Below are 21,655 nucleotides of genomic sequence, written 5' to 3'. Positions count from 1 at the left end.
ACATGAAAATTGCATCACTGCTGACAATGGTTCTGATGCTCCTGCTGCTGGCACCCTGCATTGCAGATGAGGAGATAGTAGATTTTGAACCGGTGGTGAGTTTTTCAGCAGAAGAACTCATCGCCCAGGCACCGGGTATTGAAGAACAGATGACCTTTGACTCTGTATTTGACTGGGATCCACGGGTAGACGAACAATATGTCACCTGGACCCAATATGAGGGACAAGGGAAGATCTGGTTCTATGATATGAAATCAGGAAAACGGGAAATGGTTGCAAATATTATGAGTGACCAGAATAATCCCGATATTTCCGGAGGAATTATTGTCTGGGATGATAACCGACACGGAAACTCAAATATTTACTCGTATAACATCCCCATGCATAAGGAAACCCCGGTTTATGTTGACACGACGAATCAGTTCAGACCTGCAATCTCGCAGGACATGGTAGTTTTTGAAGACTTTGGGAATGATGATCTCAGAGACATCGGAATGGTAAAGGTCGGAACCAGTGCCCGTCCGGTGTACATCAACGTTAATGGTAAGGATAAGGGAAATCCTGACATTGACGGAGACTGGATTGCTTACCAGCAACTTGATGATAATAAGAACGACTGGAACATTTACCTGTTCAATTACAAAACTGACAAAACAGTTCAGGTAACCCGGGATACAAAAATTCAGCAAAACCCAAGAATTTCCGGTGATTATGTCGTCTGGGAGGATAACAGGAACGGCAAGTGGGACATTTTCATGTACAATATCAAAAAGGACATGACCACTGCTGTAACCTTTGATGACTATGATGATGTCGAACCTTCTGTATCTGGTTCCAAGATTGTTTGGACCAGGTACGACCAGGATGGTACCAGCGACATTTACATGGTCGATCTCCAGATTCCAAAGACATATGCAGTATGTGTTGGACCTGGAAACCAGATCAGACCTGATATCTGTGTTGATAAGGTAGTTTGGCAGGATGATCGGTTTGGAGGATGGGACATTTTCATGTATACCCTCCAGCCACAGACTCCATACACCCCATACCAGTTCTACGGCCCAGTTACGTTTAATTACCTCCCTGCTCCGGTAGGAACTGAAATTATTGCAAAAATTGACGGGGTAACAAAGGACTCTATTGTAACAACAGAGGAAGGATACTACGGCAGCTCTGGCAGTTTTGGAGAACAACTGACAGTAGATATCCTACAGGCTGATATTGGCCGCCAGATTACTTTCTGGAGTGGAGGAATACAGGGAGCACCAGCAATCACCGTTTCAGGCGACGGCTCCATGATGGAGCAGCCATTAAACTTTGTATATGCTCAGCCTCTCCCGGACCTTCTCTTTTATGGCTCAGTTACAATTGACGGCCAGCCGGCTGCAAAAGGGACTGTCCTGAAAGCAATGATCGATGGGGTTGTGAGAGGAAGCTACGAGATCACCCAGAGTGGCCAGTATGGCGGTCAGTATGACACCGATCCAGCCTTACGGGTTCCAATTACTATTGCAGACGTCGGGAAGCATATCACCTTCATGGAAGGGGAATATGGAGCTGCTCAGACCTACCAGATAACGAGTGGAGGCAGATTCAGACAGGATCTTACGTTCACAACCGTTCCACCAATGAGCTCATACGAGTTTTATGGTTATGTCCAGATTGATGGGAAATCTGCCCCTGCGGGAACCAAAATAGAAGCCAAGATCGATGACAAGGTAGTAACCACCTATGTGACCAGATATGCTGGTTCCTATGGAGCACCAGGTCAGACTCCTGACGACCCACGACTGATTGTTCCGGTAACTGAAGCCGATGCCGGAAGAACCATTTCATTCTGGATTGGAACCATCAGAGCTGGAGCATCACAGGTTATCACCCGTGGTGGTGAGCGGATTATCCGGAAAGATCTTGACTTTGGAGGTTCTCCATATCCAGGTATCAATGCAGACTTTACCGCTTCACCAAGAAATGGAAATGCCCCGCTCACTGTACAGTTCACCGATCTCTCTACAGGCGGACCGACCATGTGGTTCTGGGACTTTGGAGATGGAATTATCCCTGCAAATGCAACATGCTCAGGAACTGACTGTCATAATATTGCAAACCCAATCCACACATACACCAGAGAGGGAACATACACAATTACTCTGACTGCTTCAAACCAGTTTGGGGCATCAGATACTGAGGTGAAACAGGCATTTATCACCGTTGGGCAGGTAACACCAGGAATCAACGCTGACTTTACCGCTTCACCAAGAAGTGGAAATACCCCACTCACTGTTCAGTTCACCGATCTCTCTACGGGTGGACCAACCATGTGGTTCTGGGACTTTGGAGATGGAATTATCCCTGCAAATGCAACATGCTCGGGAACTGACTGTCATAATATTGCAAACCCAATCCACACATACACCAGAGAGGGGACATACACAGTTACTCTGACTGCTTCAAACCAGTTTGGGGCGTCAGATACTGAAGTGAAACAGGCATTTATCACCGTTGGGCAGGTAACACCAGGAATCAACGCTGACTTTACCGCTTCACCAAGAAGTGGAAATACCCCACTCACTGTCCAGTTCACCGATCTCTCTACAGGTGGACCGACCATGTGGTTCTGGGACTTTGGAGAGGGAATTATTCCTGCAAATGTAACATGCTCAGGAACTGACTGCAATACCATTGCAAACCCGGTCCACACATACACCAAAGAGGGAACATACACCGTTACTCTGACCGCTTCAAACCAGTTTGGGGCGTCAGATACTGAAGTGAAACCTGGATATATCAGTGCAGGGGGCAGCCCGCATCCAACAGATTCAATGCCAATTTATCCTGGCTGGAATTTTGTCTCAGTTCCAAAGAAACTTGCACCAGGAAAAGACACTGCGGCAATTTTCAGTCATATTGAGGTAGATGGACACAGTATCTTCCAGTATAATGCAGTGACCGGTCAGTGGATTACTCTGACAGCCTCAAGTCAGGTAAAACCCCTTGATGCAGTCTGGATTTATTCAAGGACGTCTGAACGGGTCTCACTGACATATGACTCAGATCCACTTCAGACTCCACCAACGAAAGAACTTCGAAAGGGTTGGAATGCAATCGGATTTACCGGACTTGAACCTCTGGAAGCAAAATTCACGTTCCTTTCAGTTCAGGATAAGTGGGTCAATTGTCTTGGATTTAACGAGGAAAAACAGCAGTATGATGCGATGATCATTAAGGGCAGAAATGACGATGCACGGCTGTACCCATATAGCGGATACTGGTTGTTCATGTCAGATAACGGCACTCTTGCCGCTATTTCAGCCTGATATTTTTTTTGGATGATAAAAATGTGGGGGGATGTAATATGCAAACAAAGGCAAGATCCAGATGGATACCATTAAGTTGGTATGAGGTAAGGTACGGTTTAGGTGGGTGTGTCAATGGCACATTTCACAACTGCTGGTGGTGGGAAGAATGACAAAAATACTATATGTGCTCACTCTTTTCCTGGTGCTCGGTCTTGCGGCATCGGGAGTGGTATCAGCCGCAAGTGGGCAGAAAAATTCAGAAGGGGCTGGGAGTGCCATATGTGATGGACCCGGCGGCGCTTGTATTATAGCTGATTTTATCGGAAGTCCGACTGATGGTACAGTTCCTCTTCGAGTTCAATTCCTTGACTCTTCCACTGGATATCCATCCATGTGGGCATGGGACTTTGGGGATGGGAACACTGCATCAGGAACAGCGAATCCGGTTCATATCTATAGTGAACCAGGTATCTACACCGTAAGCCTGACTGCAACAAGTATTACTGGTGCAACCAGTACAAAGGTCAGACAACGGTATATTATTGTCCGGGATAAAAATCCGCTTGAAGCAGATTTTCTGGCAAATCCAACATATGGAAAAGCACCTCTATTTGTGCAGTTCACCGACTGTTCCAAAGGAGCAGTTCAGGAATGGAAATGGGATTTTGGTGATGGGGAAACTGCATATGAACAAAATCCAAGTCATACCTACCAGAGACCAGGTAAGTATACCGTTACCCTGACTGTTAGTAGTCCAACTGCAGGATCCAGTACGAAAGTAAAAGAGAAGTACATCATCGTTGAACCTTCCTGTATCATTGAAGCACGGTTCAAAGCCGAACCTACCTCTGGATCTGCACCATTGACGGTCAAATTTACTGATCTCTCGGTGGGTGGACCAACTATGTGGGCGTGGGACTTTGGGGATGGTTCCACCGATATGGTTGCAAACCCGACACATATCTTCAAAAATCCAGGCACATACCAGGTCCGTCTTACCGCTTCAAGTCAGACATGTGAGGCTGGAGTAAGTGAGACCACGATAACGGTATCTTCTCCACCGATTAAAGCAGATTTCTCTGCAAATCCAACAACAGGTGAAGCCCCGTTAACGGTTCAGTTTACTGACCTTTCAACTGGTAATCCAACCATGTGGAACTGGGACTTTGGTGACGGAAATATTATTCCGGCAGCAGAAAATGAATCAGAGGATGTCGCTTGTGAGGGTGGAAGATGTCCGCCACCACAAAACAACATACAAAATCCGGTTCATACCTATAGAATCCCAGGAACCTACGCAGTAACACTGACTGCATCCAACAAATACAGTTCAGATACTATTACAAAAACACAGTTTGTTACCGTATCACCAAAAGCTATCAAGGCAGATTTCTCTGCAAACCCAAGATCTGGTGAGGTTCCATTGACAGTCCAGTTTACCGATCTCTCAATCGGAAACCCGACTATGTGGGCATGGGACTTTGGAGATGGTGCGACAGATATGATTGCACATCCTGTCCACACGTACAATACACCTGGAACCTATGCAGTAACGCTCACTGCATCCAATCAGTATACTTCAGACACCATTACGAAAACACAGTTTGTAACAGTATCTCCAAAAGTTATCAAAGCGGATTTTTCAGCAAATCCAAGAACAGGAGAGGCTCCGTTAACAGTCCAGTTCACTGATCTCTCAACCGGAAATCCGACCATGTGGAACTGGGACTTTGGAGACGGAAACATTATTCCGGCAGCCGAAAATGAATCGGAAGACGTTGCATGTGAGGGAGGAAGATGTCCGCCACCACAAAACAACATACAAAATCCGGTTCATACCTATAGAATCCCAGGAACCTACGCAGTAACACTCACCGCATCCAATCAGTATACTTCAGACACCGTTACGAAAACACAGTTTGTAACAGTATCTCCAAAAGTTATCAAAGCAGATTTCTCTGCAGATCCAAGATCAGGGGAGGCTCCACTGAGAGTACAGTTTACTGATCTCTCAACAGGAAACCCGACCATGTGGAACTGGGACTTTGGAGACGGAAACATTATTCCAGCAGCTGAAAATGAATCGGAAGATGTTGCATGTGAGGGAGGAAGATGTCCACCACCACAAAACAATGTCAAAAATCCAGTTCATGTTTACAGAGTACCAGGGACCTATGCTGTAACGCTTACTGCATCCAACCAGTATACCTCTGACACCGTTACAAAAACACAGTTTGTAACGGTATCACCAAAAGTTATAAAGGCAGATTTCTCTGCAGATCCAAGATCAGGGGATGCACCACTGAGAGTCCAGTTCACAGATCTCTCAACCGGAAACCCGACCATGTGGAACTGGGACTTTGGAGACGGAAACATTATTCCGGCAGCCGAAAATGAATCGGAAGACGTTGCATGTGAGGGAGGAAGATGTCCGCCACCACAAAACAATGTCAAAAACCCGGTTCATACCTATAGAATCCCAGGAACATATGCGGTAACCCTCACTGCATCCAATCAGTATACCTCAGACACGGTCACAAAAACACAGTTTGTAACGGTAAACGATGTTTCTATCAATGCTGATTTTGTAGGTACCCCTACAAACGGGTATGCACCATTGACGGTCACCTTTACTGACACATCAACAGGTAAGCCTACTATGTGGGCATGGGATTTCGGGGATGGAACAACAGATATGGTTGGAAACCCGGTCCACACCTACACACAGCCAGGAGTGTACACCGTGACACTCACCGCTTCCAGCCAGTATGGATCATCGGATACAGAAGTTAAACAAGGATACATCACTGTTACAGCAAATGCAATTGTGGCTGATTTCGATGGCAATCCAAGATCCGGGTGTGCACCACTGACGGTCCAGTTCACAGACAAATCATCTGATTCTCCGACCATGTGGAACTGGGACTTTGGAGACGGAAACATTATTCCGGCAGCTGAAAATGAATCGGAAGACGTTGCATGTGAGGGAGGAAGATGTCCGCCACCACAAAACAACGTCAAAAACCCGGTTCATGTATACAGAGTGCCAGGAACATATGCGGTAACCCTGACTGCATCGAATCAGTACGGGGCAACCGGGACAGCAACAAAACAGGCATTTATCACTGTTGAAAGTTGTCCACCGGTGAAGGCAGATTTTGACGGGAACCCGCGAACCGGAGTTCCACCTTTATCGGTCACCTTTACTGACAAATCAACTGGAAACCCGACTATGTGGGCATGGGACTTTGGAGACGGGGCAACAGATATGATTGCAAACCCAATCCACACCTATACCAAAGAAGGGAAATACACCGTTACCCTGACTGCATCAAGCAAATACGGATCTGACACAGTTTCAAAATCTGAATTTATTTCTGTGTCAACTCCATATGATGACAACATTCCGATATCAGGTGGTTGGAACTTTATTTCCGTTCCGAAAAAACTTGCTCCCGGATATGACACAGCATCTATCTTCAGTGTTGTAGACTCTGGAGGTCACAGCATGTTCCAGTATGATACCGGAAAACACCTCTGGAATACCATGGATCCATCTACGCCGGTTAAACCACTGGAAGGATTCTGGATATATTCAAAGGGAACCTCATCTGTTCCAATCCGGTATGATACCAATCCGGTTCAGACGCCCCCGACCGGTTATCTGAAGAAGGGATGGAATGGAATCGGTTTTACAGGTAATACACCAATGGAAGCCAAGTTTACACTCCTTTCCGTTCAGGATAAGTGGGTAAACTGTGCCGGATTCAATGCCCAGATCCAGCAGTATGATCCAATGATCATCAAAGGCAGCAATGATGGAAACTTGATGTATCCATTCCGCGGTTATTGGTTATACATGACTGCGGATGGTGTTCTGGCAGCAAACGCTGCATAACCTTTTTTTTAAAGAAGCCGTTCCTGTATTGTTGATGGTTTGATACTCAGAACTGATCGGGCTGCCTCTGATACGACCTCAGTCAGAGCTTCCGGAGCATATACTCCAAGTCGCCACTGACTTCTTCTCGTTTCATTCAGGGTAGTAACAAGGGGAGATACTTCTTCCAGATGATAGATCGAACTTTTATCCTGTACCTGAACATCCATCCAGATATCACGGGGAAATGACGGGATATCAACAAGAACTTGTCCGGGATGAATATTCGCTTCAGCAGCAATTTTTTCTGCCAGGTTCCGTTCCCTGATAAATGATTCAGAGGTGATTTGGTGAACATCGCGGACGTCATCCTTGCCAACATATAATGCCCGCTTAAAAAGCTGACGTTCGTAAAGATTCTTCGCCAGACCTGATACAAAACCGTTTTTTGCATGAAGCAAATGCTGCATACATGCCGCATCATCCGCCTGGACAAGAGAGGAGAGGATAATTTGAGGATCTTCTTTAATATACTCATACACGGCCAGGGTAAACATCTTCTCTGCAATCCTGCTGACATGATGGTAATACACTGCCGGTCGCATGAGGGTCCGGGCAATAAGCAATGATTCTGCAGCCTGGACTCCGGATATATCAAGTATGATACCTGAATCAGATAATCTCATCGCCCGGATTAACCGCATTGCATCCACAGTTCCATATGGGACTCCGGTGTAGTGGGCATCTCGAAGAAGGTAATCCATCCGATCAACATCAAGATCGCCATGAATGATCCCTGAACATGGATGATTCCCTCCGATCAATTTAAAAATTACCCCAGGATCAAGGTCAGCATCAGAAAGCGTTTCTCCCAGGTGTCCTTCGAGGAGCATATCATTAATGTCCGTATGCTTTTTTCCCAGAACCTCCTGTGTAAGGTCTTCTATGGCATGAGAAAAGGGTCCATGACCAATATCATGAAGAAGACCGGCTGCAGTAACATGACGGTGTTCCTCTTCAGGGAGAGAAAGTCTGGAGCCAAGGGCATGAGCAAGATGCATTGTGCCAAGGGAATGTTCAAACCGGGTATGATGTGCGCCAGGATAAACTAAAAATGAAAATCCCAGCTGCCTGATATACCGGAGACGCTGCACCTGTGGTGAATCAAGAAGGGGAAGAAGGAAGGATTCTACCTGAATATATCCATGGACCGGATCCTTAATCGATTTCATCGGTCCCCGCATGAGTTATGATCGGGAAGGTAAAATAGAAAAGGATGATCACATTTCTGTCCGGCGGAACCGGAACTCCCAAACTCCTCCAGGGAGCCAGAAGGGTACTAAAAGATACAGATATATCTGTCATTGTCAATACCGGGGAGGATATCTGGTACCAGGGTGGTCACATATCACCAGACGTTGACACCGTCATGTATCTTTTCTCCGGGATGCTCAATACAACGACATGGTGGGGAGTGAATGGTGATACTTTTATCACTCATGAAATCATCAGAAAAGTCCTGTCCGATGCATACATGTCCATCGGAGATCGTGACAGGGCTGTTCATATCATCCGGGCGGAATTGCTTGAAAGTGGAATGACTCTTACCCAGGTAACAAAAGAACTCTGCTGTCATTTTGGAATTACCGGTACAATTCTCCCAATGTCTGATAGTGCCTTTACAACCTATGTCAGAACAGAAGAGGGAGAGATTCATTTTCAGGAATATTGGGTAAAAAACCGTGGAAAAACCCCAATCCTATCAGTCATTCATAAACCTGAAAAACAGCCGTCTGCAACAGATGAGGTTTTAAAAGCAATACGCAATGCTGAAGCTATAGTAATCGGGCCAAGTAATCCGGTGACAAGTATACTCCCGATTCTTTCCTGCACTGGTGTGCGGGAAGAACTTGCAAGAAAAAAAGTAATCGCAATCAGCCCATTTATTGGAGATAGTCCGGTATCAGGGCCGGCGAAAGAACTTATGCAGTCAATCGGCTATCAGGCTGATTCTGGAGGAGTCCGGACCCTGTATGGTGAACTCATTCAGATATTTATTCAGGACACCCGGGATACTGTGTCTGTACCGGGATCTATCAGACACGACACCTTAATGAAATCACCAGAGATAGCAGAGGATCTGATGAAGATGATCCTCTCTCTATGTTCAGGATAATGATACGCCAAATATCGACAGGAATAATGCCATCAGAAATCCTAGTATCGATGAAATAAGTTCTTCACTGAATATTTGATCCATACTAAATGAGCTCGACTGTGCTTCTGAGAAGATATCATCCCAGTCTTCACTCTGCAGGTCATTATCAACACTTCCCACATCTCCTGTTTCAACAGCTCCAGCACATGGAACCAGACACAGGAAAATAAAACAAAGAATAATGGCTGTAATGCCATGGAGTAGTCGCATACAGATATGTAGGGCTCGTACTACTTTATCTTATCATGCCATGATTCCAGCACGGTTCAGAAGGTCATCAGCACTGGATGATGCTCCTTTTATTATCTCATTTTCATCAGGAACATACCGGTTTCGCATCAGAATTCTCCCATTACAAATAGTTGTGTCTACTGCACCACCATCTGCTGAATAGGCAATATTTGATACCGGGTTGTGAAGCGGGATCATAGATGGACAGTGAAGTGATACCAGAAGTATATCAGCAGGCATTCCCTCTTTGATCTCCCCCCCTGCATATCCAAGTGCTTTTGCTCCACATGATGTTGCCATGGAAAGTACCTCTGCTGCCGGCAGAAGTGTATCAAGATTCCAGAAAAATTTCTGACAAATGGCTGCAGTCTTCATCTCTTCTAACATATCCAGATTGTTATTGGATGAACACCCATCAGTTCCAAGACTGACATTTACTCCCTTATCAGAAAGCCAATGATAGGGCATCGCACGTCCTGTAGCAAGTTTCATGTTGCTCACCGGATTATGAGCGATATGAGAGCCGCGTTCACCAAGAAGCCTGCAGTCATCCTCGCTCAGCCAACAACCATGAGCTGCAACAGTCCGGTCTGATAAACACCCTGCCTTATCAAGGAGGGCCGTTGGAGTCATTCCATACGTTTTCTGACAATCATCAACCTCCTGTTTCGTCTCTGCAAGATGAGTATGAAGAAGAATCTTTTCTTTGTGACCATATTCAGCACATATTGAGAGATGATCTGGTGGAACGGTATATGGAGCATGTGGACCGATGGCAGAAGTGATAAGTGGTGAATGTAAAGACCTGACATAATGAACGACATCATCGGTTGCTTTTAGCTCAGTTTCAAATTTTTCTTCATTTCCAAAAGTAATTATTCCATGACTGAGAACTGCGCGGATTTTAGATTCATCAACCGCCCTGGCAGCATCTTTCATAAAAAAGTACATGTCATTAAATGCCACCGTTCCGGATTTTATCATCTCAAGACAGGCAAGTTTTGTTCCCCAATAGACATGATCCCCGGTAAGGTGTGCTTCCAGGGGCCATATTTTTTCAGAAAGCCATTGCTGTAGGTGCATGTCATCAGCATACCCCCGAAGGAGTGTCATAGCTCCATGGGTATGAGTATTAACGAGACCAGGGATTGCGAGGGTACCTGATCCATCCAGAGTTATATCTGCTTCACTCCGGTGCTCCTTTGCCACCTCAGGACCAACCGCCTGTATGATTCCAGTATCATCATACCAGATATCCACCTGCTTTTTATTTGGGAGAAGAACATCGGTAATCAGTGTTGACCGGTTTTTTAAAAACAATTCCTTATCTTGAATGGATGATATCCCGTGTGGCTGTATCATGCTATTAGGTACAGTATCTGGTATCATCAATAAAACCTGAGGGTTCTCCCCAGGTCCACAAAGAGTTTTGAGAGTTCCCGCTCATTGAGTAAGGGTATAATATGCGAGTTTCGATCAATACCATTACTCCAGATATGCCTTCAGCCGAAGTTATCGGATGGGCTCATGAAATTCGTGACCTTGGAGGTCTTGCTTTTCTATTAATCAGGGACAGAACAGGTATACTTCAGGTAACAATCCCGAAGAAAAAAGTAGCTCCGGAGATTGCTGAGACAATTCGGGCAATTTCCCGTGAATCTGTTGTGCGGGTTTCAGGCACCATAAAACCAGAAGGAAAGGCTCCGGGCGGAAGAGAACTTATACCGGACAAGATTGAAATTGTCAGCCTTTCTGCAAGTCCGCTTCCCCTTGATGTAGCCGAAAAAGTTCCCGCAGAACTTGATACGAGACTTGATAACCGGTTTTTGGATGCACGCAGACCACGTGTCAGTGCCATCTTTAAAATACGCAATGCTGTTCAGCACGCAACCCGGAATTTCTTTTTCGATAACGGATTTATCGAGATAAATACATCAAAGATTGTTGCTGCAGCAACAGAAGGAGGAACTGAGCTCTTTCCAATTGCTTACTTTGAAAAAGAGGCATTTCTGAATCAGAGTCCTCAGCTATATAAGCAGATGATGATGGCAGCCGGATTTGAAAAAGTCTATGAAATTGGTCCAATATTCCGGGCAGAAGAACACAACACGACAAAGCATCTCAACGAAGCAACATCCATCGATATTGAGGTATCATTTACAGACCATCTCGGTGTTATGCAGACCCTGGAAGACCTTGTCAGGAATATCTACCAATTCGTGGACAATACCTGTAGCGATGCTATTGCAGATATGGGATTGGATTCCTTTGCCGTACCAGATAAAGGATTTCCACGACTTCCCTATGCAGAAGCTATCGAGATTGCTTCTTCAAAATGTGAGGAAGAGATCTCATACGGGGATGATATCGGAACGGCAGCAGAGCGTGCAATCGGAGAAGAGATGGGACAGTTGTACTTTATTGTCGACTGGCCGTCATCCATCCGCCCTTATTACGCCATGCCCTATGAAAACGATCCGGAAATCTGCAAGGCATTTGATATGATGCACCCTCGTATGGAACTCTCGTCAGGTGCACAGCGTGTACATCAGCATGACCTCCTGGTCGAACAGATCGCAAAGAAAGGATTAAATCCTGAGAACTTTGAGTTCTATCTTAACCCGTTCAGGTTTGGTATGCCCCCACACGCAGGATGGGGACTTGGGGCAGAACGTATGGTCACAACCATGCTTGGTCTTCCAAATGTCCGGGAAGCAGTGCTGTTCCCCCGTGACCGTCATCGGGTTGTTCCCTGATCATGCAGTCATTTATCCCTGACACCATTCTTCCGACAACCGTTGTCGGAAGCTATCCGGCCCAGCCGAAGCGAACGCTCAACAGTCTGTTTGATCCATTCCACGCAGCAGTAGTAAACGCAATCGCCTGTCAGAAAAGGGCAGGAATTACCATTATTTCTGATGGGCAGGTTCGGGGAGATATGATCGGAACATTTGCCTCAAAGCTTCCGGGAATAAGGGGCAATGATGTTATCGGAAGGATTATGCCCCCGGACCAGGCAATTACCGTAAAAGATACCGCCTTTGCAGTAAAACAGCACCCGTACGTAAAGGGAATCATAACCGGGCCATCCACGCTTGCCCATGGCCTTCACCTCAGTACAAAACAATATCGGAACAGAGATGAACTCATTCCTGATATTGCATCATCGCTCGTTGTAGAAGCCCAGGGACTCGCAAGGACAGGAGCAGTCATGCTCCAGATTGATGAGCCGATTCTCTCCACCGGGGCAGCATCACTAGATCTCGCGAAAAAAGCTATCTCAACTATTGCTCAGGCAGTATCAATACCAGTATGTCTGCATGCATGCGGCAATATTTCGCACATTATAGATGAATTCCTTAAAATGCCAGTACAGATCCTGGATTTTGAAGGAAGTGTCAACGCTGCAAACCTGGCATCATTTTCTGGAAAAGAACTACAAAACAGATATATAGGGTATGGAATTGTTGATTCGTCTTCACCAGTACTTGAGTCGCTGGAGGATGTGAAAAAAAGATTATGGGCTGGAATTGACATTCTTGGTCCAGAACGGATCCTACCCGACCCGGATTGTGGTCTTCGGATGCACACACCTGATAGTGCTTATGCAAAACTGAGCAGGCTAACCACAGCAGTATCAGAGGTACGGCACGACTTGAATCTGGGAAAAATATGATTGTCTCAGAACGCAAACCATATAGGTAACCTGATGGCATTTGGTATCCCTTCATTGAACGGAAAAGAGCTTTTTGCAGCTGTTCTGTTCATATCTTCAGTCTTTATTCTCGGCCTGAAACTTATGAATCCTACCCCGCTGGTTATCTGGTATACTGGCGAGGATTATATCATCCAGACAGAAAGAATCGGGGATATTTATTCGACAACTGATGTTATCATCCTCATTCTGGCATCACTCATCATCTGTGGCAGTGGCCTGTATCTCCTATTATACGAGCAGATCCATACCATGCCGGTTCCACAGGGTCCCCCACCATTGCCCATCCAGGAACCGACTGCGGTTTTTTCGCCATTAGAAGAGCGAAAAAGGAAATGGGAAACAGTTTTGCCCACACTGAAAGAAGATCAACAGCAAATTTATCAGACTATCCTTGATGCTGACGGTATCATTCCTCAAAGTGATATTGTTGAAAAGACCGGGCTTTCAAAATCTAATGTGAGCAGATCACTAGACATGCTCGAGAGTATGGGACTTATCGAAAAAAGACGTCGGGGAATGGGTAATCTCATCCTTTTAAAGTGAAAATATGGATAAAAACCGGATGATTTTTCTCGCTATTCTCCTGATCTGTGGGATATTCCTTTCAGTCACGGGTAATTATCTGATGGGAATCAGGGCACCAGTCAGAGAACAGAGCTCTCTATTAGAAAATTATCTGATTATGCAGTCAATGGCCGGAAAAAATGCATCGTATGCAAATCAGACATATATGATTGGAGATACGGGTATCGTTGTGAGTTTTAATGATATTCTCAACATCCGAGACAGTCCGGCTCATGAGACAAAAGGGGTACTAAACGCTACTTCGCCATTAACCCTGCCAAAAAGTGGGTTTACGAACATAGTGAGTCCCTGAGTTCTCTTCGCAATAGTTTCCAACCGCCTACACGCGGTAACTGATCAAGCACCATTAGGCGTCTTGGAATTTTATATCCGGCAAGATGATCCTGAGACCATGCATGTAATTCTTCCAAAGTCAGCGGTTCATCACTGCTTCGAAGAACAACTGCAGCAGCCGGAATTTCTCCTTTTTCTTCGTCAGGGCATCCGAATATTGCAACATCAGCGATTTTCGGATGCAGGATAAGAACATTTTCCACTTCTGTCGGGTATACCTTCCACCCTGACATGATGATCATGTCTTTTTTCCGGTCAGTGATAACCAGCATACCCTTGCTATCGATATATCCGATATCCCCAGTCAGAAACCAGCCATCATCAAGGAATACTTCTTTCGTCTCATCAGGTTGGTTCCAGTACCCTATCGCAACACCAGGTCCCCTCAGTGCAATCTCACCAGCATTCGGAGAAGTCAGTTCTTTTTCCGGATTAGCGACGTCAACAATCTTCACTTCAGCAAATCCAACCGGTTTTCCTACACTGTTATATTCATCAGCGGTTGGATAATCTTCAGGTCGGATGACAGTGCCACATCCAAGGACGATCGTCTCAGATAGTCCATATGCATTGATGACAGGAATATGAAACCGCTCAAAAAACTTTTTCCAGGTCGGGGAATGCATTGGTCCACCACCACTGATAATCCTGCGGACAGATGAAAAACTCTCTTCAGTCCCTTGAGGAGTTTCACTTAATGCATGTATAACCGGTGGCATACCTGCAAGAACAGTTATCTTATAGTCCCTGACAAGCCGGATGTACTCATCCGGGTGATACCGTTCCATGATGACATAGGTACCCCCAGCCCGAAGAACAGAAAGCCCCCATGATATACCAACATGAGCCATCGGATAAATACCAAGATAGACATCCTGTGAGGTAAGATCAAGGGCTTCCCCTTCGGCCTGAAGAGCAGCGAGCCATCCCCCGTGGGTCAACATGGCACCTTTCGGCCTGCCTGTTGTGCCGGATGTATACTGAATCTGACAGACATCATCACTCCGACAGGGAATCGGCCTGATTGATTCATACGAAGTTGTAAGAGTTTCCCAGGAACTCGCTCCATCTCCTCCAACCTCGAGTATATGGACAAGATCCGGGCATAGATCCTTTATTGAGCCGGTGATATTTCGGGAATTTATAGAAGAAATGAGAATTTTTGCCCCGGAATCACGGATTGCATAGGCTAGTTCGTCCTTTCGATATACAATATTTGTCGGAACGACCACTAATCCCGCACGCCATGCTGCAAAATAACTGATGAGATATTCAGGTGAGCTATCAAGGTACAACACTACCCGATCTCCAGGAGAAAGCCCACGTGTATTGAAAGCTACAGCAAGAGACCCACTCATCCGGGAAAGGTCTGTGTAAGAGTAAGATCTTTTGGATGTCGGGTGAATGAGAGCGATTTTATCCGGATATCGCATCATATGAGAGTCAAGAAAGGTAGCAATATTAAACATAACCTGAAACTGTCACTCCTGTACTGTATTGTACATATGTGTTCCTGATACCCATAACCTCTTACACAAAAAAAAGAAAAAAGAATAGTTTTTGCTTACTGGTACTCAGGTGGTTCAGCTTTTTTCGGCATTCCGCCTTTGAAATGAGTTTTAACCCGATCGTATGCCTCACGAAGACGCTGGTTCATGGTTGGATGGACTTTCTCTAAAGCACGTTCAAAATGTTCTTTTCTGACAGTATGCAGTTGATCCCTCATGGCAAATATTGCTGCTTCCCGGCAAAGACCTTCTAGATCAGCACCAACATACCCTTCTGTCCTGGATGCAATACCGGAAAACAATGTCTCCAGAGTCGGATCTTCTATGATTATCCGATTCTTTTCCAGAATTTCAACAAGCATCCGACGCCTGACCGATCTACTGATGGTTCCTTGTGAAGGTGCAACGGACCGAATCTTCTCTTCCAGTTCAGGACCTGAACAGCGAACTTCTTGCGGGAAGGTACCGGCAAGAATCTCAAAATCTTCCTCAGTAAAGTTCTGGGTAAGGTCAACGAGTGATTCAAGTGTCGTGCCTTCAATCGGAATCAGCCGTGAATGTATCTTTAATATATCAATCCGATCAGATACGCCAGGCTCACCAATGTAAATCAGCCGGTCAAATCTTCCTGACCGGAGAAGGGCAGGATCTACAATATCAGGTCGGTTTGTTGCACCCATTACAACAACATCCCGCAGGTCAACCAGACCGTCCATCTCAGTCAAAAACTGATTTAACACGCTTTCCATGGTATGGCTGTCACCAGCTGTTCCCCGAGCAGGAGTAAGTGCATCAAGCTCATCAAAGAAGATGATTGCAGGAGATACCTGGCGGGCTTTTTTAAATATTTCCCGGACAGCCCGCTCAGATTCTCCCACCCATTTTGAGAGGAGCTGTGGGCCCCGGACAGCGATGAAATTTGCTCCTGACTCATTTGCTACTGCTTTTGCCAGAAGCGTCTTTCCGGTACCTGGTGGCCCATAAAGAAGAACACCACGGGGAGACTGAATCCCAAGGTCATCATACTTTTCTCTCCTGGTAAGCGGGTATTCAACTGCTTCCCTGATCTCTTCAATCGCCTCAGATAATCCCCCAACATCTCGCCATCTCAGGTGAGATACCTCAAGCATCACTTCGCGCATTCCAGAGGGAGTAATCTCCCGAAGTGCCTGGTGGAAGTCTTTACCGGTAACCACCATTGTCTCAAGAACCTCTTCCGGAATTTCATCTTCATCCAGATTGATGTGAGGGAGATACCGACGAAGAGCCCTGATTGCAGCTTCCCGGGAAAGAGCAGCAATATCAGCTCCTGTGTATCCGTGCGTCCTCTCAGCCAGCTCTTCAAGACTGACGTCGTCATAGAGCGGCATACCACGGGTATGGATCTTTAATATCTCAATTCGGTCGGGATTTGAAGGCACCCCAATCTCAATCTCACGGTCAAAACGTCCTGGACGACGCAGAGCAGGATCAATCGCATCAAGGCGGTTTGTTGCTCCAATAACAACAACCTGGCCACGTTCCTCAAGACCATCCATCATAGTCAGGAGTTGGGCAACCACACGTCGCTCTACTTCACCAGTTACTTCCTCACGTTTCGGGGTGATGGAATCAAGTTCATCGATGAAGATAATAGATGGGGCATTGTCAGCCGCCTCTTCAAAAACCTCACGGAGACGCTGCTCACTCTCACCATAATATTTCGAAATTACCTCCGGCCCTGCAATAGGTATAAAATGTGCGCCAGACTCATTTGCAACTGCTTTTGCAATAAGTGTCTTTCCGGTTCCCGGGGGTCCGAATAATAGCACTCCTTTTGGTGGCTCAATCCCAAGACGGCGGAAGAGTTCAGGATGACGCATAGGAAGTTCTATGGTTTCACGAAGTCTCTGTAACTCATCACGAAGACCTCCAATATCTTCATAGGTGATCTGACTGATCCCTTCAAACCCGCTAATAGGGCTGTCTGATACAATCACTTCTGTTCGCTGGGTGATGATAACTGCTTCCGGAGGATCCAGTTCGATGACCTTGTATGCCACCATCTGGGGCTGGACAAAGGGCATGCCTATTGATATCGGAACAGAGTCCCCAATTGCAACCGGAAAATCAATGAGATTATGGAGAATTGCTGGTGGTTCGGCCATTGGAATATTTTTTGGAAGATCCTCCGGGGGAGCCAGAACTACCGTTGCTGCTGATATGGTTTCATCGACCTTTGTGATCTTTACTGTGTCACCAATCGATACATTTGCATTCATCCGGGTGAAGTTATCAATCCGGATCTTCTGTTGATTCCAGTCAGCAAGTTGGGCTCGCCAGACCTTAGCAACTGTTGTCGACCTGCCGGAGATCCGTATTATATCGCCCGGTGAAAGCCGCATCTGGTTCATAGTTTCAGGATCCAGGCGAGCTTTTCCTCCCCCCTGGTCTCCGGGATATGCACTATCAACCCTGAGATACAATTCCATTACCTAACCATCATATACGCCGGGACTTAAAAGTATAGGAACCATGCGTCTTCTCGCATTTGACCCTTTTCACGGCGCTGCAGGTGACATGATATGTGGAGCTCTGCTTGGACTTGGGATACCACATGAGCCGGTCATGCGAGCAATGGGTTCGGTAGTTCAGGTACCTGAGATTGAAAAAGTCTCACGAACCGGCATTTCTGCAATCAAGGTTCATACTCATGCCGGTCCTGCTCACCGGACCCTTGAAGAAGTGCTTGATATTGTAAAAGCCGCTGATGCACCAAGGGTGGTTATCACTCGTGCAGAAAGAATATTCACTCATATTGCAAAGGCAGAAGAGTCTGTTCACGGGGATCATCATGTCCATTTTCATGAAGTCGGTGCAGATGATGCCATTGCAGATGTGATTGGATCCTGTATGGCCCTGTACCTGCTTGCCCCTGAGAGGATCATCACCCTGCCTATCGCACTCGGGACCGGGACTATTACCTGTGCTCATGGCACTCTACCGGTGCCTGCACCTGCAACAGCAGCAATATTGAAAGCCGGAAATCTTCTCGTACTATCAGGGAACCATGTCGGTGAACAACTCACCCCGACCGGAGCAGCGATCCTTGCTGAAATTACGCATCAGTCACTCCCGTCTCTTCCTATTGGAAAAATACTAGAGATAGGGTATGGAGCAGGAACAAGAGATGATCCCAAGTCTCCAAATGTGCTCAGGGCTATGCTTATGGAGTTTCAGGGCTTTTCCACTGATACCGTTGATATTCTTGAGACAAATGTGGATGATATATCTGGTGAATGTATTGGAACCGTCCTTGGAAAAGTAATGGAGGCAGGTGCACGAGATGCAAGTGTAATTCCAGTCCTGATGAAAAAAGGAAGACCAGGATCTCTTGTCAGGGTTATATCACCACCAGATCGAACATCTGCCCTGGCAGAACTCCTCGCACGGGAACTGGGAACACTGGGCGTTCGAGTTTCTCCGGCTGTTCACCGGTTCATAGCAGAGAGGATTATTCAGAATATTCCGGTTGTAATAGAGGGAAGCAGTACCATTTTTCCTGTAAAATTCGGATATATCGGCGGTGTATGTTATCTTGTCAAACCAGAATATGATTTCGCCGAAAGTTTTGCACGGGAGCATGCGATGCCAGTACGTGATGTACTCCACATTGTGGAAGAGGCAGGCCGAGAGTATCTTAAACAAGGAGAAGATGCGTGAAACTGACCGGGTTATACTCAGGGAATGAGGCTCTTGATGATCTGATTGGGACTGGTTATCCAAGGAAGATGATCACCCAGATTTATGGAGAACCTGGAACCGGAAAATCCACATTGTGCCTTCTTGCTGCAGTTTCTGCCTTGAAAAAAGATGAAACGGTTGTATATTTTGATACGGAAAGTTTCTCTGTAGAACGGTTCAGCCAGATTGCCGGTGATGATGCAGAAAAACTTGCAGAACGGCTGTATCTGTATGAACCTTCTGATTTTGATCAGCAGGCCTTGATGATCCATGAATCAGAGAATGTAATCAGGGACAATAAAGCCGGCCTTATTATTCTGGATTCTGCAACCGGATTGTATCGAACCGAACTCGAACATGTCCAGGAAGCTCTTCAGCGGTTTAACCGGCAGATGACCGTACTCCTTGGGTATGCAAAGCGGTATGATATCCCGGTTCTTATCTCAAACCAGGTATATATGGACATTAGCCGGGGAGAATTTGCTCCACTCGGGGGAACCAGCCTTTATCATCTTTGTAAAGTTATTCTTCGGATTGAACGCCGGGACAACGCCCGTCGAATCCGGGTTGTAAAACATCATGCAAGGCCTGAAGGAGCGTACATCGATGTTGTCCTTGTTCATGAAGGAATCAGAATACTCGATCCGTCCCTGGATTAATTCAATTGTACCCCTCAAGAACTCAGAAGCCATAAACCCTGAGAACACCCATGCTTTGACAACAACCTGATCAGGGGGAGTATTGATGATCCGGAAAACATTTTTTACCCTGTGCTTTGCTTTACTGTTCATTATTCAACCTTGCTTTGGAATACCAATTCAGTTTCCCCCGAATGATGGTCCATACACCGGTGATTATGTTCTCATCTCAGAACCGGGCAGGTATACGCTTGAGCACAATATCACTCACACATACCCGGTCGGTGTTATCATTACTTCATCATCTGTCATCCTTGACGGACAGGGATTTCAGATAAAACCCGCATCAACAGGGGGACCTTCTGTTGGGATTTGGGTCTCCCTCCTTGATGCAAAAGGAGAACCTGTGACTGGTGTAAGGATTCAGAATATTACCATTTTAGATGAAGTATCAGGGATTTATCTTGAGGGAACTGACTCATCAGAATTTCCCTGGGGGAGTGACAGAACATCTGATGAGAAGATGAAAAATGCACAGGAATTTGGACGTGACATTAAAACCAGTGGAGTTACAATTACCGGTTCAAGGATAGGAATGGTGTCAAAAGATCTGGCAGCATTATCGATCTGGCAATCAGAAATCAGAAATAATGAAATCGGTCTGCAGATTATTGGGGGAATTCCAGACATCAGGAATGTAATTATTTCGGATAATTCCGGTATCGGACTGCATCTTCAGAAAACATCCGGTGGGGATATTACCGGATGCAGAATTGAGGGTAACCATGCTCCAGGAATCCTTCTTGATCAAACGACCGGAGTTCATATCTGGAACAACATCCTGGATAATCTGGTAAATATTAAAAATAATGAAAGTGAAGGAACAACACTTTTCCATCCCCTTTTAAATCAGACGAACATTATTAAGGGAGACCTTACCGGGGGTAACCTCTGGGCGATGGGGGGAATACCAGTATACGTTTCGCATAAAATTACTGATGTTGATCACAATGGTATCGGAGATATCCCTTACACTGAAGCAGGACTTATCGATCAATATACACTCGTTCCTTCAGGGACCGGGTATTCACCACCTGAGACTGATGCCGAACCTGTAGAACAAGTACCTGTAACTCACACGCCTGTCCCGGTCTCAACACCATTGTCAATTATAACTGGAATTCATGCCATTATTATCGGAGATACCATACCCTCTGAAATGCAGACCAAAACTTCCTATCCGGTTACAATCACTATTTTCAATGACGGCTCTGATGACTGGCTGGACATGCATGCAGTAGGAATTAAAGCAACGGATCAGGCTGCAACAAGTGGACCTGAATGGTTGGTTGTCCCTTCAATTGTCAAATCCAAGCAATCGTACACATTCAATTTTGAACTAATGTCTCCATCAACTCCGGGAACCTACGAACTTTCATATCAGGCGGCACGGGGAGGACAGGGTGTCTCGGTTACCTTTGGGAGACCGTATAAAAAAGTTATAACTGTGAAATAAAAGGAAAAT

15 protein-coding genes are annotated in these 21,655 nt (G+C 45.9%); 10 read left to right on the top strand and 5 right to left on the bottom strand.

Translation table 11 applies throughout. The annotated features are described in order from the left end of the window. Positions 1–2 precede the first annotated feature (2 nt). The gene (locus KSK55_RS10210; RefSeq protein WP_218606822.1) at positions 3–3,317 is read left to right on the top strand and encodes a TolB family protein; all 3,315 of its coding nucleotides are present in this window, start codon (positions 3–5) and stop codon (positions 3,315–3,317) included. Between the two features lie 148 nt (positions 3,318–3,465). Continuing rightward, a complete protein-coding gene (locus tag KSK55_RS16480) occupies positions 3,466–7,197 on the top strand; it encodes a PKD domain-containing protein (RefSeq protein WP_306127208.1) in 3,732 nt (1,243 codons plus the stop codon). A gap of 8 nt (positions 7,198–7,205) precedes the next feature. Here the strand turns inward: KSK55_RS16480 and KSK55_RS10170 are convergent, their stop codons facing one another. Then, on the bottom strand, positions 7,206–8,408 hold the full coding sequence (locus tag KSK55_RS10170) for an HD domain-containing protein (protein ID WP_218606821.1): 1,203 nt from the start codon (positions 8,406–8,408) through the stop codon (positions 7,206–7,208). Between the two features lie 44 nt (positions 8,409–8,452). On the opposite strand from KSK55_RS10170, the gene cofD reads away from it, so the two are divergent. Continuing rightward, the gene (cofD, locus tag KSK55_RS10165; RefSeq protein ID WP_218606820.1) at positions 8,453–9,352 is read left to right on the top strand and encodes a 2-phospho-L-lactate transferase; all 900 of its coding nucleotides are present in this window, start codon (positions 8,453–8,455) and stop codon (positions 9,350–9,352) included. Here the strand turns inward: cofD and KSK55_RS10160 are convergent. Then, positions 9,344–9,604, bottom strand: a complete 261-nt coding sequence (locus tag KSK55_RS10160; protein ID WP_218606819.1) for a hypothetical protein — start codon at positions 9,602–9,604, stop codon at positions 9,344–9,346. The two genes, cofD and KSK55_RS10160, sit on opposite strands and share 9 nt — an antisense overlap. Positions 9,605–9,637: 33 nt before the next feature. After that, positions 9,638–10,987, bottom strand: a complete 1,350-nt coding sequence (locus tag KSK55_RS10155) for an amidohydrolase family protein (RefSeq protein WP_218606818.1) — start codon at positions 10,985–10,987, stop codon at positions 9,638–9,640. A 101-nt stretch (positions 10,988–11,088) separates the two neighbouring features. Here KSK55_RS10155 and aspS point away from each other — a divergent pair, with 101 nt between their 5' ends. The 4 genes from aspS to KSK55_RS10135 are packed head-to-tail and all read left to right on the top strand — an operon-like array spanning position 11,089 to position 14,220. Continuing rightward, positions 11,089–12,381, top strand: coding sequence for an aspartate--tRNA(Asn) ligase (gene aspS / locus KSK55_RS10150; RefSeq protein WP_218606817.1), 1,293 nt, complete (start codon positions 11,089–11,091; stop codon positions 12,379–12,381). A gap of 2 nt (positions 12,382–12,383) precedes the next feature. After that, on the top strand, positions 12,384–13,301 hold the full coding sequence (locus KSK55_RS10145; protein WP_214419748.1) for a methionine synthase: 918 nt from the start codon (positions 12,384–12,386) through the stop codon (positions 13,299–13,301). Positions 13,302–13,334: 33 nt separating this feature from the next. Next, on the top strand, positions 13,335–13,886 hold the full coding sequence (locus KSK55_RS10140; protein WP_218606816.1) for a helix-turn-helix transcriptional regulator: 552 nt from the start codon (positions 13,335–13,337) through the stop codon (positions 13,884–13,886). A gap of 4 nt (positions 13,887–13,890) precedes the next feature. Beyond that, a complete protein-coding gene (locus tag KSK55_RS10135; protein WP_218606815.1) occupies positions 13,891–14,220 on the top strand; it encodes a hypothetical protein in 330 nt (109 codons plus the stop codon). On the opposite strand, the gene KSK55_RS10130 is transcribed toward KSK55_RS10135, so the two are convergent. Beyond that, a complete protein-coding gene (locus tag KSK55_RS10130) occupies positions 14,198–15,730 on the bottom strand; it encodes a class I adenylate-forming enzyme family protein (protein ID WP_214419751.1) in 1,533 nt (510 codons plus the stop codon). The two genes, KSK55_RS10135 and KSK55_RS10130, sit on opposite strands and share 23 nt — an antisense overlap. A gap of 95 nt (positions 15,731–15,825) precedes the next feature. Next, on the bottom strand, positions 15,826–18,240 hold the full coding sequence (locus tag KSK55_RS10125; protein ID WP_218606814.1) for a CDC48 family AAA ATPase: 2,415 nt from the start codon (positions 18,238–18,240) through the stop codon (positions 15,826–15,828). Positions 18,241–18,283: 43 nt separating this feature from the next. Between KSK55_RS10125 and larC the strand changes: the two genes are divergently transcribed. The 3 genes from larC (at position 18,284) to KSK55_RS10110 (ending at position 21,646) form a co-directional block, all read left to right on the top strand. Next, positions 18,284–19,471 (top strand): nickel pincer cofactor biosynthesis protein LarC, encoded by a 1,188-nt coding sequence (gene larC / locus KSK55_RS10120; protein WP_218606813.1) that lies wholly within the window; start codon positions 18,284–18,286, stop codon positions 19,469–19,471. Beyond that, positions 19,468–20,151 (top strand): DNA repair and recombination protein RadB, encoded by a 684-nt coding sequence (radB, locus tag KSK55_RS10115; RefSeq protein ID WP_218606812.1) that lies wholly within the window; start codon positions 19,468–19,470, stop codon positions 20,149–20,151. The genes larC and radB overlap by 4 nt, the downstream gene beginning before the upstream one ends. Before the next feature lie 85 nt (positions 20,152–20,236). Continuing rightward, positions 20,237–21,646, top strand: a complete 1,410-nt coding sequence (locus tag KSK55_RS10110) for a NosD domain-containing protein (protein ID WP_218606811.1) — start codon at positions 20,237–20,239, stop codon at positions 21,644–21,646. Positions 21,647–21,655 lie beyond the last annotated feature (9 nt).

The organism is Methanospirillum hungatei (assembly GCF_019263745.1).
GTDB classification, from domain to species: Archaea; Halobacteriota; Methanomicrobia; order Methanomicrobiales; family Methanospirillaceae; genus Methanospirillum; species Methanospirillum purgamenti.
The sequence above is the reverse complement of the archived record's forward strand: the minus strand, read 5'-3'. Positions and strand labels throughout refer to the sequence as shown.

What these genes read in the sequence shown, in the direction of transcription:
- KSK55_RS10210 (WP_218606822.1), top strand. Translation starts at nt 3, where the DNA reads ATGAAAATTGCATCACTGCTGACAATGGTTCTGATGCTCCTGCTGCTG.
- KSK55_RS16480 (WP_306127208.1), top strand. Translation starts at nt 3,466, where the DNA reads ATGACAAAAATACTATATGTGCTCACTCTTTTCCTGGTGCTCGGTCTT.
- KSK55_RS10170 (WP_218606821.1), bottom strand. Translation starts at nt 8,408, where the DNA reads ATGAAATCGATTAAGGATCCGGTCCATGGATATATTCAGGTAGAATCC.
- cofD (WP_218606820.1), top strand. Translation starts at nt 8,453, where the DNA reads ATGATCACATTTCTGTCCGGCGGAACCGGAACTCCCAAACTCCTCCAG.
- KSK55_RS10160 (WP_218606819.1), bottom strand. Translation starts at nt 9,604, where the DNA reads ATGCGACTACTCCATGGCATTACAGCCATTATTCTTTGTTTTATTTTC.
- KSK55_RS10155 (WP_218606818.1), bottom strand. Translation starts at nt 10,987, where the DNA reads ATGATACAGCCACACGGGATATCATCCATTCAAGATAAGGAATTGTTT.
- aspS (WP_218606817.1), top strand. Translation starts at nt 11,089, where the DNA reads ATGCGAGTTTCGATCAATACCATTACTCCAGATATGCCTTCAGCCGAA.
- KSK55_RS10145 (WP_214419748.1), top strand. Translation starts at nt 12,384, where the DNA reads ATGCAGTCATTTATCCCTGACACCATTCTTCCGACAACCGTTGTCGGA.
- KSK55_RS10140 (WP_218606816.1), top strand. Translation starts at nt 13,335, where the DNA reads ATGGCATTTGGTATCCCTTCATTGAACGGAAAAGAGCTTTTTGCAGCT.
- KSK55_RS10135 (WP_218606815.1), top strand. Translation starts at nt 13,891, where the DNA reads ATGGATAAAAACCGGATGATTTTTCTCGCTATTCTCCTGATCTGTGGG.
- KSK55_RS10130 (WP_214419751.1), bottom strand. Translation starts at nt 15,730, where the DNA reads ATGTTTAATATTGCTACCTTTCTTGACTCTCATATGATGCGATATCCG.
- KSK55_RS10125 (WP_218606814.1), bottom strand. Translation starts at nt 18,240, where the DNA reads ATGGAATTGTATCTCAGGGTTGATAGTGCATATCCCGGAGACCAGGGG.
- larC (WP_218606813.1), top strand. Translation starts at nt 18,284, where the DNA reads ATGCGTCTTCTCGCATTTGACCCTTTTCACGGCGCTGCAGGTGACATG.
- KSK55_RS10110 (WP_218606811.1), top strand. Translation starts at nt 20,237, where the DNA reads ATGATCCGGAAAACATTTTTTACCCTGTGCTTTGCTTTACTGTTCATT.